A 14,606-nucleotide genomic window follows, 5' to 3' on the forward strand; every position below is an offset into this window, starting at 1 on the left:
CCGCCAACCGACGCGAGCGCACCCGCGCGCGCTCGGGAATGGCCGCTCATGCCAGGTTGGATCGGCGCGGATAGGCGACGCCCGGGTCGGTGAGGACGTTGACGACGGCCGGCAGACCGCTGGCGATTGCGCGTTCCAGCGCCGGGCGCAGCTCGGCGGGCGCCGACACCAGCTCGCCGTGTCCGCCCAGGGCGCGCACCACCTGGTCGTAGCGGGTCCCCGGGCGCAGCTCGGCCACCACCGAATAGCCGTACAGCGCCTCCATCGGGTGTTTCTCCAAACCCCAGATGCCGTTGTTGCCGATCACCGACACGACTGGCACGTGGTGGCGCACCAAGGTGTCCCATTCCATTCCGCTGAACCCAAACGCACCATCGCCTTGCAGGAGCACCACCTGGCGCTCCGGCCGGGCCAGTTTGGCGGCCAACGCGTAGCCCGGGCCCGAACCAAGACAGCCGAAGGGACCGCTGTCCAGCCAGCACCCGGGTAGATAGCTGTCGATCACCCGGCCGGCATAGGACCCGAAATCGCCGGCATCGATGACGACGATGGCGTCCCGGTCAAGCACCGCCGTCAGCTCGGCGTACACCCGCATCGGGTGCAGCGGGACCCGGTCATCGGCGAGCTCGGCCCTTTCCCGGTCGCGTGCCGCGGTTTCGGCCGTCCGCAGCTCGGCGATCCACTCCCGGTGGTCGGCCCGGCCGCCGGATCCGGCCAGCGTCGACAGCATCGCGCTCAGCTCCCCGTAGAGCCCCACCGCAACCGGCCGCGGATGATCACGCTCCGGCACGGCGCGGTCGGCCACCACGAGTTGCGTTTGCGGCCCGAACACCCCGCCGAAGCCCAGGCGGAAATCCATCGGCACGCCGACGATCAGCGCGACATCGGCCGCACCCAAGGCTGTGGCCCGTGCCCGGGAGAAGGCCAGCGGGTGGTCGGCGGGCACCACTCCGCGGGCCATCCCGTTCATCAGCACCGGGATCCGCAGCTGCTCGGCCAGCCGCAGCAGCGCCACCTCCGCGTGCCCCCACCACACGTTGGTTCCGGCCATGATCACCGGCCGCTGGGCCGCCGCCAGCAGGTCCGCGGCGCGGTCCAGGGCGCCACCGTCGGGGCCGGTGACCGCCGGCGGGTGCGTCAGCGCGCCGGGGCGGCCCTCGTCGTGGGACAGGGAAAACACGTGGTCCATCGGGAAGTCGACGAACGCCACACCCGACGGGGCGCCCACCGCCGTCCGCAGCGCGTGGTCGACGAGTAGGCCCGCGTGCTGGGCCGACTGTGCGGTGGCGGCGAAGCGAGCCAGCGGTGCCACAAACGGCACGTGGTCGATCTCCTGCAGGGAGCCCATGCCCCAGCGCAGCGCCGGCGCCCGGCCGCCGAGCACGACCAGCGGCGATTGGTTTTGCTGGGCGGCCGCCATGGCGCTCATCCCGTTGGTCACGCCCGGTCCCGCGGTCAGCGCGGCCACGCCCGGCACCCTGGTGACCTTCGACCAGCCCTCGGCGGCGAAGGCGGCGGTCTGCTCGTGGCGGGTGTCGATCAGCCGGATGCCTTCGGCGCGGCAGCCGTCGTAGAGGGAAAACAGGTGGCCACCCGAGAGCGTGAAAACGGTGTCGATGCCGCTGGCCTTGAGCCGACGGGCGATCAGCCGGCCGGCGTGAAAGGTCTGGGCGGGGGCGGCGTCGGTGCTCATACCGGCAGCCTAGCCACCACCGTCGGGTACCTTCGCCGAAGGAATTGTGTTGCAGAGCCGCCGGACCACCTCGACCGTGAGGAGACATCGACCTTGGGCCCGACACCGTTTACGCCGTCCATCGACTGGTCTAAGGCATTGGTGGATTCGCTGTATTGGATCGGCAAAGCCTGGACGATCAGTGCCGTCTGCGTGCTGGTCGCGCTGGTGCTGTGCAGGTTCGCCACACCGTGGGGCCGGCAGTTCTGGCGGATCACCCGCGAGTACTTCGTTGGCCCCCGCAGCGTCGGGGTGTGGCTGATGCTCGGAGTGCTGCTGCTGTCGGTGGTGCTGGCGGTGCGTCTCAACGTGTTGTTCAGCTACCAGGGCAACGACATGTACACCGCCCTGCAGAAGGCATTCCAAGGCACCGCCGCCGGCGATGACGCGGTGAAACGCTCAGGCGTGCACGGGTTTTGGATGTCGATTCAGGTTTTCAGCATCATGGCCGTGATACATGTGGCCCGGGTGATGGCCGACATCTACTTGACGCAACGTTTCATCATCGCCTGGCGGGTGTGGCTGACCGACCACCTCACCCGGGATTGGCTCGACGGCAGGGCGTACTACCGCGACCTGTTCATCGACGAAACGATCGACAACCCCGACCAACGCATCCAGCAGGACATCGACATCTTCACCGCCGGCGCCGGTGGCACCCCGAATGCCCCCTCCAACGGAACGGGCAGCACGCTGCTGTTCGGGGCCGTGCAATCGATTATCTCGGTGATTTCCTTCACCGCGATCCTGTGGAACCTGTCCGGCACCCTGACCATCGTGGGGGTGTCCTTCCCGCGCGCGATGTTCTGGACGGTGCTGATCTATGTGTTGGTGGCCACCATCATCTCGTTCATCATCGGGCGGCCGCTGATTTGGCTCAGCTTCCGCAACGAAAAGCTCAACGCCGCTTTCCGGTACGCGCTGGTGCGGCTGCGCGACGCCGCCGAGGCGGTGGGTTTCTACCGCGGCGAGCGGGTGGAACGCACCCAGTTGCGGCGACGGTTCACCCCGGTCATCGACAACTACCGGCGGTATGTGCGCCGCAGCATCGGGTTCAACGGATGGAACCTGTCGGTGAGTCAGACGATTGTTCCGCTGCCGTGGGTGATTCAGGCGCCTCGATTGTTCGCCGGGCAGATCAACTTCGGGGACGTGGGTCAGACGGCGACTTCGTTTGGCAATATTCACGATTCGTTGTCGTTCTTCCGCAATAACTACGACGCGTTCGCGTCCTTCCGCGCGGCGATCATCCGCTTGTACGGACTGGTTGACGCCAACGAAAAGGGCCGCGCCCTGCCCGCGATACTGACCCGGCCGAGCGACGACGAGTCCGTGGAGCTCAACGACATCGAGGTGCGTACGCCCGCCGGTGATCAGTTGATCGACCCGCTCGACGTGCGGCTGGAGCGCGGCGACTCGCTGGTGATCACCGGGCGTTCCGGGTCCGGCAAGACCTCGCTGCTGCGCAGCCTGGCGGAATTGTGGCCGTATGCCTCCGGGACGCTGCGCCGTCCAGACGGTGAGAACGAAACAATGTTCTTGTCGCAGTTGCCGTATGTGCCGCTGGGCACCCTGCGGGATGTGGTGTGCTACCCGAACTCGGCGGCCGACGTGGCCGAGGCCACGTTGCGCGACACGCTGACGAAGGTGGCCCTGGCCCCGCTGTGCGACCGGCTCGATGAAGAACGAGACTGGGCCAAGGTGCTCTCCCCCGGTGAGCAGCAACGCGTCGCGTTTGCCCGCATCCTGCTCACCAAACCCAAGGCGGTCTTCCTCGACGAAAGCACCTCGGCGCTGGACACCGGGCTGGAATTTGCGCTCTACCAATTGCTGCGCAGCGAGCTGCCGGACTGCATCGTGGTCAGCGTCAGTCATCGCCCCGCCCTCGAGCGGCTGCACGACCACCAGCTCGAACTGCTTGGTGACGGCGAGTGGCGGCTGGCCCGAACCGAGGCGGCACCCGCCGAAGTGTAAGCCGGGACGAGCTTCCCAAATCGGCGCGGCCGCTTCCGTGATCGCGATACGCTAAATCCGTCGATCTCTGGGGAGTGACCAGGCGATCGGTAGCGGCCCCGCGTCGGGGCCACAGGGTGTTGACGAGGTGCCAGATGTCATTTGTGGTCACGATCCCGGAGGCGCTGGCGGCGGCGGCGACCGATTTGGCGGGTATCGGGTCGACGATCAGCACCGCCAATGCGGCCGCAGCGGTCCCGACCACGACGGTGTTGGCCGCCGCCGCCGATGAGGTGTCGGCGGCGATGGCGGCATTGTTCTCCGGACACGCCCAGGCCTATCAGGCGCTGAGCGCCCAGGCGGCGGCGTTTCACGAGCAGTTCGTGCGGGCGCTCACCGCGGGGGCGGGCTCGTATGCGGCCGCCGAGGCCGCCAGCGCCGCCCCGCTAGAGGGTGTGCTCGACGTGATCAACGCCCCCACCCTGGCGCTGTTGGGGCGCCCGCTGATCGGTAACGGCGCCAACGGGGCCCCGGGGACCGGGGCAAACGGCGGCGACGGCGGAATCTTGATCGGCAACGGCGGGGCGGGCGGCTCCGGCGCGGCCGGCATGCCCGGGGGCAACGGCGGAGCCGCTGGCCTGTTCGGCAACGGCGGGGCCGGGGGCGCCGGGGGGAACGTAGCGTCCGGCACCGCAGGGTTCGGCGGGGCCGGCGGGGCCGGCGGGCTGCTCTACGGCGCCGGCGGGGCCGGCGGCGCCGGCGGACGCGCCGGTGGTGGGGTAGGCGGTATTGGTGGGGCCGGCGGGGCCGGCGGCAATGGCGGGCTGCTGTTCGGCGCCGGCGGGGCCGGCGGCGTCGGCGGACTCGCGGCCGACGCCGGTGACGGCGGGGCCGGCGGAGACGGCGGGTTGTTCTTCGGCGTGGGCGGTGTCGGCGGGGCCGGCGGCACCGGCACTAATGTCACCGGCGGTGCCGGCGGGGCCGGCGGCAATGGCGGGCTCCTGTTCGGCGCCGGCGGGGTGGGCGGTGTCGGCGGTGACGGTGTGGCATTCCTGGGCACCGCCCCCGGCGGGCCCGGTGGTGCCGGCGGGGCCGGTGGGCTGTTCGGCGTCGGTGGGGCCGGCGGCGCCGGCGGAATCGGATTGGTCGGGAACGGCGGTGCCGGGGGGTCCGGCGGGTCCGCCCTGCTCTGGGGCGACGGCGGTGCCGGCGGCGCGGGTGGGGTCGGGTCCACTACCGGCGGTGCCGGCGGGGCGGGCGGCAACGCCGGCCTGCTGGTAGGCGCCGGCGGGGCCGGCGGCGCCGGCGCACTCGGCGGTGGCGCTACCGGGGTGGGCGGCGCCGGCGGAAACGGCGGCACTGCGGGCCTGCTGTTTGGTGCCGGCGGCGCCGGCGGCGCCGGCGGATTCGGCTTGGGCGGTGCCGGGGGCGCCGGTGGGCTCGGCGGCAAAGCCGGGCTGATCGGCGACGGCGGTGACGGCGGCGCCGGAGGAAACGGCACCGGTGCCAAGGGCGGTGACGGCGGCGCTGGCGGCGGTGCCATCCTGGTCGGCAACGGCGGCAACGGCGGCAACGCCGGGAGTGGCACACCTAACGGCAGCGCGGGCACCGGGGGTGCCGGCGGGCTGTTGGGTCAGAACGGGATGAACGGGTTGCCGTAGCCGGCGGGACGGTGGCGTGCGCCCGGCGTCTTACCTGAAGCCGCGCTGCGACTGTGAATCTCACGACGCCTTGTCGGCGTGTCGCGTCGCAGGATTCCCAGTCGCGGCGCGAGGAGGCTTACATGCCCTGCGCTCGGGCTGCCGCGTGCGCCCCGGCGCGGCGCCCAAAAAAGGACCCCTCACCTAGTTGCGTCCCGCTGGCATATCCCTTGCCGTCCTGGGCGATATTGGACGCGCACGCACCGGCCGCGTAAAGACCTGCCACCACGCTGCCGTCGTCGCGCAGCACCTGGCCATCCACCGAGGTGGCCAGCCCGCCGAGGGTGAACCCGGCATACATCGCCTTGCCCAGTGACATGTCGAACGCACCCCACGGTCCGTTGTCTTGCGGGGCAAGGAATTCCGGCTGTTTGTGGAAGTCGGGATCCTGGCCGCGCGCGGCGTAGCCGTTGTAGCGATCCAGCGTCGCGGCTAGGTTGCCCTCCGGGATGCCAAGTGCGGCTTCCATGTCGGCGACGGTTTCCCAGCCGTCGATCAGCGGGACCAGCGGCATCTTGGGCTGTTGCAGGTGCGCTTCGTCGACGATCAAATAGGCCGCGCTGTCCGGCTGTTCCATGATGAACCCGGCGGTCCTGGCATGATAGGAGTCCTCGGCGACGAACCGCCGCCCGAGCTTGTTGACGATGATCCCGGTGAGCAGGATCGACGGCGGGTACGGCGGCGCGGTGATGAAGATCTGGTCCATGTGCTGGGTGGCGCCGCCGGCCGACACACCCAGCCGGATGCCCAGCCCATCGTCGTAGGTGTTGCCGAGCACGAACGGCTTCTCCGCCAGCTTCGGGGTGTATTTGGCCACCATCTCCGGGTTCATCACGAATCCGCCGGCCGCGATGATCACCGACTTCGCTTTGATCGCACCGGTGTGAGCGAACCGCTTCCACCGCACCCCGATTACCGCACCCGAGCGGTCCACAACCAGCTGGGTGGCACCCGTCTCGTACCGGATCTGCACCCCCAGACTCGCTGCCCGCTTGAGCAGCAGGTCGATCACCATGCTGGCGCCACCGGTGTCACCGGGTACCGGCACCTTGTGGCCGCGCGGCGCCGGCAGCGCCATCTCCAGGAAGGGCCACACCTTCTCGTTGCCGGTGAACATCAACCCCTCGGTGTTGGGTTGAATCACCGCCTTGCCGGGAAAGTAACTGCGCTCGAACTGAAAACCCAGGCCCTCCAACCAGTTGAAATGCTCGACGCTGCCATCGCAGTAGGCGCGAATCTTGGCGTGATCAGGCTGCCGGGACACCGCGACCAGGTACTTGTACATCTCCTCGGGCGAGTCGGGGTGGCCGGTCGCCTGTTGGACCGCGGTGCCGCCACCCAGGTAGAAGTGTCCCCCGGCGAGCGCGGTGGTGCCGCCCGCCGCGGCGGCACGTTCGAGCACGAGCACGCGCGCACCGGCGGCGGCCGCGCTGACCGCCGCGCAGCCGCCGGCGATGCCGAAACCGATGACCACCGCGTCGACCTCATCCGACCAGGACGTCACCGTGTCCGCATTCACCGTCGCGGGGATGTCGGTGCTCATTGGCGCCCCTCCCCCGCACAAGCGGGCGGTGCCCCCACTGCGTCGTCACCGGCGCGGCTCACCGCTGCTCCCGCTCGATGCGGTCACAGAACGCCTTGATCTCCGGCGAGATACGCGATCTCGATGAACGGCACGCCCGCCCGGGGGGCGTGGTCGCGCAGCGCGCCACCACCGCTGTGATCACCTCCAGTTGCAAGTCTCCGAGGTATCCGCACCCACTTCCGCGCGCCAACCGGCAGGTGAGGGCTGTTTTCGTGGCGTGAACGGAAGGCTCATCGTCTCGCAGGATAGCCCAGCCCCGGGTGAACACGTTCTCATTCTGGGCCGGTGCGGTGACATCATTGCTGACTCAGGACGCCCGCCAGCAGCCGCACCTGGGTGTCGAACACCGCCTTCGGGTCGTGCAGCATGTCAACGCCGTATTGCCCGAAGACCTCGAGGCTGATCGCTCCCACGATGCCCGCCCAGAGCAAGAGGCACTTGGCGATGACCCGGTCATCGCCGGGAAAGCCGAACTGGTGCCGAATATGTTCGAAGTCCGATGACATCGGTTGTGGCGCGGGGTCGTTGGTCAGCAGGATGTCTCCGGTGGCGATCCCCGCGGCGATCGCGTCGTAGAGCGCTCCGACCACGCGGGTGCCGACGGTTCGTGACACCGGCGCGTGATATCCGGGCACCGGGGTGCCGTACAGCAGCGCCCAGCCGGCCGGGTGCGCGACGGCCCAACCGCGCACCGCGTGCGCGATAGCGATGACGTCGTCACTCCACACCTCGGCCACGGTTTCGCGGGCCCGGTCCACGGTGTCGGCCAAGTCGGAATGGGCGTCGACGAGCAGCAACGTCAGAAGCTCATCGCGGCCGGACACGTACCGGTAGAGGGCCGACGACACCATGCCCAGTTCGCGGGCGATCCCACGAAGCGACAACCCGACCGCGCCCTGATCGGCCAGGTGCCGGCGGCCGATGTCGAGGATTTTCGCCTCGATGTGTTCCCGTGAGTCCCGGCGTTTGCCCACGTGGTCAAGTCTGGCACAACCGAGATCACCGCTCTTGCTGTAGGGGTCAGGGCTGCCAGCCGCGCACGGTTATCCCAAGATCCTGGCGCACCTCGTCGCACGCTGTCCGCCAGGACACCGCCGCGGGCGATTCCCCCCAGACGCTGTTGAAGATCCCCACGATCTGCCCGGGACCCCCCTCCGGGGCCAGGTAGACCGGACCACCCGAATCGCCCCGCTGACTGGTGACGCCGCCGGACATGGTGAACCACCCGTTGTTGACGCTGTCGACGGTTCCGCAGGTTTCCCCGGTGCTGATGCCGAAATGGCAGACCGCTTGGCCGGGCGCAACCACCGCAGCCGGGTTGGAGGTCAGCGGGCGTCCGCCGGGCAGGATGGTGTTCATCGTGACGTTGTCGGCCAGCGCAATCGCCTCGTAGTCGTCGATCGACTCGTGGGTGGCCACCGTCGCGCCGCTCGGCGTGTTGTTCCGGAAGGCCGCCAGATGGCCGATGACGTTGTTGTCGCGGTCGGTAACCGTGCCGCCGCCGCGACAGTGCCCGGCGGTGAACGCCATTCGCAGCGAGGTGTCGACATACGCCAACGTACAGACGTGGTTGTCCTGGCGGATTTCCATGCCGGGGAACACCAAGATCGGACCGGCGCTCACGGTCGCCGATGCAATCCCCGAGGGGAGCACGGCGGCGGCTATCGATGCGGTGAATGCGGACAGTGCCAAGCGGCGCACCGTGGACTCCGATCCGTCGAGGCCGGCGTAGGCCAGCCACAGGTTTGAGGTTGCGAGGTCGTTGACCCCGACGGTATTCCTTTCGCGCTGCCGGGCGACCGCGTTACCGAGACGAGGCCAACGTGACCTCGCCCCGGGCTGTGCCCGGTACCCGCGGTTCCCAACCCGGTGGCCCGAAGACGTAGCCCAGCCGATCCCGCAGCCGCGTCGCCGACCGCCAGTCGCGGGCTATCGACACGTATTCGCGGGTCTGCAGCTTCCAGATGTTGAACGTGTCGACCGGCTTGGTCAGCCCGTAATGCGGTCGGAAGAGCTCAGCCTGGAAGCTGCCGAACAGGCGGTCCCAGATGATGAAGATCCCGCCATAGTTCTTGTCCAGGTAGATCTGGTCCATCCCGTGATGCACTCGGTGATGCGACGGCGTGTTGAAGACGAATTCGAACCATCGCGGCAGCTTGCCGATCCGCTCGGTGTGCACCCAGAACTGGTAGATCAAGTTCAGCGACCAACTGAAAAACACCATCCAGGGCGGAAGCCCGAGCAGCGGCAACGGGACCCACATCAGGATCTCTCCGCTGTTGTTCCACTTCTGACGCAGCGCGGTGGCGAAGTTGAAGTATTCGCTGGAGTGGTGCGCCTGGTGGGTCGCCCAGATGAGCCGCACCCGGTGGGCGATCCGGTGATAGCTGTAATAGAGCAGGTCGACACCCAGGATCGCGATCACCCAGGTGTACCACTGGCTGGCGGGGAGGTGCCAGGGCGCCACGTAGGCATAGATTGCGGTGTAGCCCAACAGGGCCAGGGCCTTCCAGCCCGCGGTGGTGGATATCGAAACCAGCCCCATCGAGATGCTGGCCAGGGAATCGCGGGTGAGGTATGCGCCCAAGGCAGGCCGTGGCTTCCCGGTGGCAGCGGTCTCGATGCTTTCCAGCTTGCGGGCCGCCGCCCATTCGAGAATCAACAGCAATAAGAAAAACGGAATGGCGAGCAGCACTGGGTCCCGCATTTCCTCGGGCACCGCTGAGAAGAACCCGGTGACGGCATCCACACCAGACAGACTACGACTCGAAGGCGCGACGGGTGAGGACTTGACAACGGCGCCGCTCGCGCTCGGGCAGTTGTTCGTCACCCCGTGGGCGCTCTTGGGGGACTTTATGCCCTACCTGCGTCGGGTATGTTCATCGCACACTTGGGCACATGACACCGGGACCACAATCCGACGCAGAACGGGGTCGGGCGATGATCACAAGACTGCGTCGCCGAACCGCGATGGTGGCCGCTGGGCTCGGCGCCGCTCTCGGGCTGGGCATCCTGCTGGTTCCAACGGTGGACGCTCATCTCACCAACGGTTCGATGTCGGAAGCGATGATGGCGGGAATCGCTGAGTTGCCAATCCCACCGATTATCCACTACGGGGCGATCGCCTACGCCCCCAGCGGCGCGTCCGGCAAGGCGTGGCACCAGCGCACCCCGGCACGCGCGGCGCAAGTCGCACTGGAAAAGTGCGGTGACAAGACTTGCAAAGTGATCAGTAGCTTCACCAGATGCGGTGCGGTCGCCTACAACGGCTCGAAATACCAAGGGGGAGCCGGCCTCACGCGCCGCGCGGCGGAAGACGACGCCATCAACCGCCTCGGCAACGGGTGGATCGTCAACTGGGCGTGCAACTAACAATCACCGGCCGCCGAGCCCAAGCCGAATTGGTCAGCGCACGCCGCTGCTCTCCCCCGTGACAGGGTCGCCCGATCCGGGGCGTGATGGCGGGCCGGGCTGTGTGGCGGACGGTATCCACCGGTACGCGTGATGTACTTACTCCCGATGCCCACGCCTACCATGAAGCGTTGGACGGCTGAAGGTCTTATGGGATGGGCTGAGCTCGAGGGAGTTTTCCACATGTGGTTGTTGCTGCCCGGTCGCCGCGCTGCCGCGGCGCTGGCCCAGATCCGTCAGGTCGTCAGCAGTTGACCCGGGTGCTGGTGATCGGCTCCGGCTTCGCGGGACTGTGGGCGGCACTGGGCGCTGCCCGGCGACTCGAAGAGCTGGCCGTACCGGCGGGAACCGTCGACATCACCGTGTTGAGCGCTAAACCGTTTCACGACATTCGTGTTCGCAACTACGAGGCCGACCTGAGCGCCTGCCGCATCCCGCTGGCCGACCTACTCGACCCCGCCGGCGTCGCGCACGTCACCGCCGAGGTGACCGCGATCGACACCGACACCCGTTGCGTCACGACCTCATGCGGTGTGACCTACGGCTACGACCGGCTGGTGCTCGCATCGGGCAGCCACCTCGTCAAACCCGGGCTACCGGGTCTGCGTGAGTTCGGGTTCGATGTCGACACCTATGACGGCGCGGTGCGGCTGCAGCACCACCTGCAGGGGCTGGCCGTCGGCCCACCGTCGCCCTCGGCGGGCACCGTCGTGGTGGTCGGTGCCGGGCTGACGGGGATCGAGGCGGCCTGCGAGCTGCCGACCAGGCTGCGGGCGCTGGGTGTGCGGCCCCGTGTGGTGCTGGTCGACCATAATCCGCTGGTCGGCTCGGATATGGGTGCATCGGCACGGCCGGTCATCGAACGGGCGTTGGCGGACAACGGCATTGAGACCAGGACGGGGGTGAGCGTGCTCGTGGTCAACCCAGACGGCGTGTTGCTGTCGTCGGGCGAGCGGCTGGCAGCGGCCACGGTGGTGTGGTGCGCGGGCATGCGGGCCAGCTCGTTGACCGAGCAATTGCCGGTGGCCCGCGACCGGCTGGGCAGGGTTGCGGTCGACGACCATCTGCGGGTGATCGGGGTGCCTTCGATGTTCGCCGCCGGTGATGTGGCCGCTGCCCGGATGGATGACGAACACATGTCGGTGATGTCGTGTCAGCACGGTCGCCCGATGGGCCGCTACGCCGGATACAACGTCATCAGCGACCTGTTCGGTGAACCGCTGCTGTCCCTTCGGATTCCTTGGTATGTCACGGTTCTCGATCTCGGTCCGGCCGGTGCGGTGTACACCGAGGGTTGGGACCGGGTGGTCGTGTCCCAAGGCGCGCCTGCCAAAGTCACCAAACGGACCATCAACACCCACCGGATCTACCCTCCGCTGAACCGAAGTCGGACGGATCTACTGGCCGCGGCCGCGCCGGATCTGCAGGACCGCCCGTGAACGAGTCGGTCTGCGCCGGTTCACCGGCATACCAGTGAACCGCGTAAATGCCTGGCTGCGAAGACAACTCGGCCACCAGCCGCTCGAGCTTGGCCGGTGTGTGGCCGTCCAACAGCAGATGCGCGGTCACCGTGACCTGGCCGCCATCGGCCCGGCCGGTGTGCATGCCCCACAGAGTGATGTCGTTGTTGCTGGTGTGTTGGACGATCTGAGCGCGGGCGTAGTTCGCGGACCTGGGGCGACAGATCACCTGGACCTGGTATGCCTGCAGGCCTTCGTCCGCCTCGACGTTGTTGTCGTGGTCGATCAGCCGGCCAAGCGGGCGCCCCACCACATGGATCGCGATCACGGTGCCGGTGGCGATCACGGTGAACACGAGGTGTCCCGAGGCGGCCAGCACACCTACCGCCGCCGAGCACCACAAGGTCGCGGCGGTGTTGAGGCCGCGGACATTGAACCCCTCGCGCAGGATGACGCCGCCACCCAGAAAGCCGATTCCGGACACCACGTAGGACGCGACCCGGGTGGGGCTGTTGTCCTCGGTGACGGCGGCGTACAGCACGAACAACGTTGCACCGGCGGCGACCAGGGCGTTGGTACGCAGCCCCGCCATGCGTGCCCGCCACTGCCGCTCCAGGCCGATCAGGGCGCCGCAGCCCAGCCCGACGGCCAGTCGGATCGCGAAATCCGCGATGGTCAGCGTGTGCATCTGGGCGCAGTTCCTTCCCGATCGCAGCGCCGACCGTGCGCTACCGACGTGGGCAAGCGCGACGTCGGGCACGGGCGGCGACGGCAGCCAACCACATGCGGGTTAACAGCAGTTGGAGTCCAAGCGAACCGGTTGGGTCGTCCCAACCACCGCGCACCCGCTATTTCGGGTGGTGCTCGATGTGTTGGGGGCAGTAGGCGGCCGATGCGATGGCGGCGAACTGGGCCGCGGCGTCCATCGACAGCCCGGGATTGTAGGTCCTGAGGTCGCTGACCAGCTGCAGGCCCGTTTCGCCGCGTGCGCACAGGGCGCACAGCGCTTGGGCGGACGCGATGGCTTGGGCTGGATCGGCGTACGTGATGCCCGCCCTGTTCAAAGCAGCCAGAAAGGCGGCATCATCGCCTTCTGGCTCGGCGTGTGCGGGCACGGCGAGAAAGATCATGGCGGCAGCGCTCAGCAGCGCCACTAGCGTTCTCATCGGACACCCACTCCCAGCATGGCGTTTCGACGCATCAGCGTGCCCATCTGGCCGCTGATGCGGTAGCAGCTTCCGCACCCGGTGCTGTGCTCCACGTCAGCGATCACCCCTTTCGACTCTGTCAACCCAACCGAGCATCGGGCAACGTGACCTTGGCATCTCCGTTGGACACGTGCACCGCGTGGATGCCGGGCTTTTTCGACAACCGTTCCAGCAGCCCATCGAGGCCGGCCTTGTCAACGTTCCAGTGCTGGACCGCGTCGGGTTGTTTCTGCAGCCGTTCGATGACGGCGTCCAGCTTGACCGGCTCGGCGTTGGGCTTGTTCCCGTGGGCGCGGGCCCGGGCGCCGCTGCCGGTGTAGATGGTGGGAGCCGCGGCGCCCAGGGCACCTCCGGTCATGCTCCCCAGGGCCATCTGGCCGATCAGGCCCGCCGGGATCTCCGCCGCGGGGGCGGCGGTCAGGTTGGTGGCCGGCAACGTGTTGGCCACCAGCCTGACCGCCGGGGTCGCCGAGGCCCAGCTGGGCGGCACCGAGAGGTCGCCCACCAGGTTCGCTTGACCCAGACCCGCGGATGGGGCATGGGCCAGGCCCGCGCTGAGCCCCGGCCGCAGCCCCAGCCCGGCCCCCAACGACGACTTGGGAACCTCGGGAGGAACGGGGGGTTGCCAGAACACCTTGAACTCCGTCATGCCCAGGTTGGGAGCGCTCATCGTGTCGTTGGCCCACGTGCTGAACTTGGTGACGTTGGCTGCGAGGCCGAACAAGCTCTGGTATGTCGTTGCGCCCGATGGCCCGAAGACGGAGTTGATGAGTTGGCTCATGAGTTGGGTGTATGCGGTGCTGAGGTTGGCCAGGTCCTGCAGGATCGTCGGGATGATGTCGAACGGAAACTGCGCTGCGGCGCTCGACAGCGCGCTGGCCACCGCGGCGGTGCTGCTCTCCAGCCCGGTCGCCTGGCCCACGGCCGCCGCCTGGCCGGCGAGTCCGGCGGCGTTGGTGGTGGGCGGCGGCGCCGTGAACGGTGTCAGCCGGGCGGCGGTCGCCGAGGAGCCCGCATAGCCCAACATGGCGGCGGTGTCCTGCGCCCACATTTCGCCGTATTCGGCTTCGGTGGCCGCAATCGCCGCGGTGTTCTGCCCGAAAATGTTGGTCGCCACCAGCGACATGAGCTGGCTGCGGTTGGCCGCGATCAGCGGCGGTGGCACCACCGCGGCGTACGCGGCCTCGTAGGCGCTCACCGCGGCCCTGGCCTGGTTGGCGGCTGCCTTGGCCTGCGCCGAGGTGGTCGACAGCCAGCTCACAAACGGTGCGGCCGCGGCCGCCATCGCGGCTGACGAGGTGCCCGTCCATGACTCCGCGACCAGGCCCTCGACGATCGAGCCGTAGGAGGCCGCCGTGGACTGCAATTCGGCCGCCAGGCCATCCCAGGCAGCGGCAGCGGCCAGCATCGGGCCGGCGCCTGGACCTGAATACATCTCGCCGGAGGTGATCTCCGGTGGCTGCAACCCGAAATCCATTGCCTTTACCTTCCTAACTAGCCGCGGTCACGTCGGCCATCGCCAGAGCACTCCCAAACCACTCGCGCGTCGCCGCGGCC

At 68.4% G+C, this 14,606-nt stretch carries 12 protein-coding genes and 1 pseudogene; 4 read left to right on the forward strand and 9 right to left on the reverse strand.

The annotated features are described in order from the left end of the window. Positions 1-46: 46 nt before the first annotated feature. Positions 47-1,693, reverse strand: a complete 1,647-nt coding sequence (locus G6N20_RS06815) for an acetolactate synthase (protein ID WP_083050999.1) — start codon at positions 1,691-1,693, stop codon at positions 47-49. Between the two features lie 93 nt (positions 1,694-1,786). Here G6N20_RS06815 and G6N20_RS06820 point away from each other — a divergent pair, with 93 nt between their 5' ends. Both G6N20_RS06820 and G6N20_RS21075 read left to right on the forward strand, forming a co-directional pair. Continuing rightward, positions 1,787-3,706 (forward strand): ABC transporter ATP-binding protein/permease, encoded by a 1,920-nt coding sequence (locus G6N20_RS06820; RefSeq protein ID WP_083050997.1) that lies wholly within the window; start codon positions 1,787-1,789, stop codon positions 3,704-3,706. 134 nt (positions 3,707-3,840) lie between these two features. Then, a pseudogene (locus G6N20_RS21075) lies at positions 3,841-4,362 on the forward strand (PE family protein); the annotation flags it as partial. Positions 4,363-5,464: 1,102 nt separating this feature from the next. On the opposite strand, the gene G6N20_RS06830 reads toward G6N20_RS21075, so the two are convergent. The 4 genes from G6N20_RS06830 to G6N20_RS06845 form a co-directional block, all read right to left on the reverse strand. Then, positions 5,465-6,928: an FAD-binding protein gene (locus tag G6N20_RS06830; RefSeq protein ID WP_083051421.1), complete on the reverse strand. Its 1,464-nt coding sequence runs from the start codon at positions 6,926-6,928 to the stop codon at positions 5,465-5,467. A gap of 338 nt (positions 6,929-7,266) precedes the next feature. Next, positions 7,267-7,944 carry a TetR/AcrR family transcriptional regulator gene (locus G6N20_RS06835; RefSeq protein ID WP_083051423.1) on the reverse strand — a complete coding sequence of 226 codons (678 nt, stop codon included), beginning with the start codon at positions 7,942-7,944 and terminating at the stop codon, positions 7,267-7,269. 46 nt (positions 7,945-7,990) lie between these two features. After that, positions 7,991-8,671: an Rv1815 family serine proteinase gene (locus G6N20_RS06840; protein ID WP_083051426.1), complete on the reverse strand. Its 681-nt coding sequence runs from the start codon at positions 8,669-8,671 to the stop codon at positions 7,991-7,993. Positions 8,672-8,774: 103 nt separating this feature from the next. Continuing rightward, complete coding sequence (locus tag G6N20_RS06845) at positions 8,775-9,719, reverse strand: sterol desaturase family protein (RefSeq protein WP_083051429.1); 945 nt, start codon at positions 9,717-9,719, stop codon at positions 8,775-8,777. A gap of 191 nt (positions 9,720-9,910) precedes the next feature. On the opposite strand from G6N20_RS06845, the gene G6N20_RS06850 reads away from it, so the two are divergent. Together G6N20_RS06850 and G6N20_RS06855 are read left to right on the forward strand one after the other, a co-directional pair. Continuing rightward, positions 9,911-10,342, forward strand: coding sequence for a DUF4189 domain-containing protein (locus tag G6N20_RS06850; RefSeq protein WP_083051432.1), 432 nt, complete (start codon positions 9,911-9,913; stop codon positions 10,340-10,342). A gap of 290 nt (positions 10,343-10,632) precedes the next feature. After that, on the forward strand, positions 10,633-11,820 hold the full coding sequence (locus tag G6N20_RS06855; RefSeq protein ID WP_083051435.1) for an NAD(P)/FAD-dependent oxidoreductase: 1,188 nt from the start codon (positions 10,633-10,635) through the stop codon (positions 11,818-11,820). Here the strand turns inward: G6N20_RS06855 and G6N20_RS06860 are convergent. The 4 genes from G6N20_RS06860 to G6N20_RS06870 all read right to left on the reverse strand — a co-directional run bounded on the left by G6N20_RS06860 (position 11,732) and on the right by G6N20_RS06870 (position 14,526). Beyond that, positions 11,732-12,529 carry an MgtC/SapB family protein gene (locus G6N20_RS06860; RefSeq protein ID WP_083051438.1) on the reverse strand — a complete coding sequence of 266 codons (798 nt, stop codon included), beginning with the start codon at positions 12,527-12,529 and terminating at the stop codon, positions 11,732-11,734. The two genes, G6N20_RS06855 and G6N20_RS06860, sit on opposite strands and share 89 nt — an antisense overlap. A 160-nt stretch (positions 12,530-12,689) precedes the next feature. Next, on the reverse strand, positions 12,690-13,007 hold the full coding sequence (locus tag G6N20_RS06865) for a DUF732 domain-containing protein (RefSeq protein WP_083051440.1): 318 nt from the start codon (positions 13,005-13,007) through the stop codon (positions 12,690-12,692). After that, entirely contained in the window at positions 13,004-13,132 is a 129-nt protein-coding gene (locus G6N20_RS21745; protein ID WP_263992181.1) for a hypothetical protein, read from the reverse strand. The genes G6N20_RS06865 and G6N20_RS21745 overlap by 4 nt, the downstream gene beginning before the upstream one ends. Then, positions 13,129-14,526, reverse strand: coding sequence for a PPE family protein (locus tag G6N20_RS06870; RefSeq protein WP_083051443.1), 1,398 nt, complete (start codon positions 14,524-14,526; stop codon positions 13,129-13,131). The genes G6N20_RS21745 and G6N20_RS06870 overlap by 4 nt, the downstream gene beginning before the upstream one ends. Positions 14,527-14,606: the final 80 nt, after the last annotated feature.

Origin of the sequence: Mycobacterium shinjukuense, from assembly GCF_010730055.1 — a bacterium.
Taxonomy (GTDB): Bacteria; Actinomycetota; Actinomycetes; order Mycobacteriales; family Mycobacteriaceae; genus Mycobacterium; species Mycobacterium shinjukuense.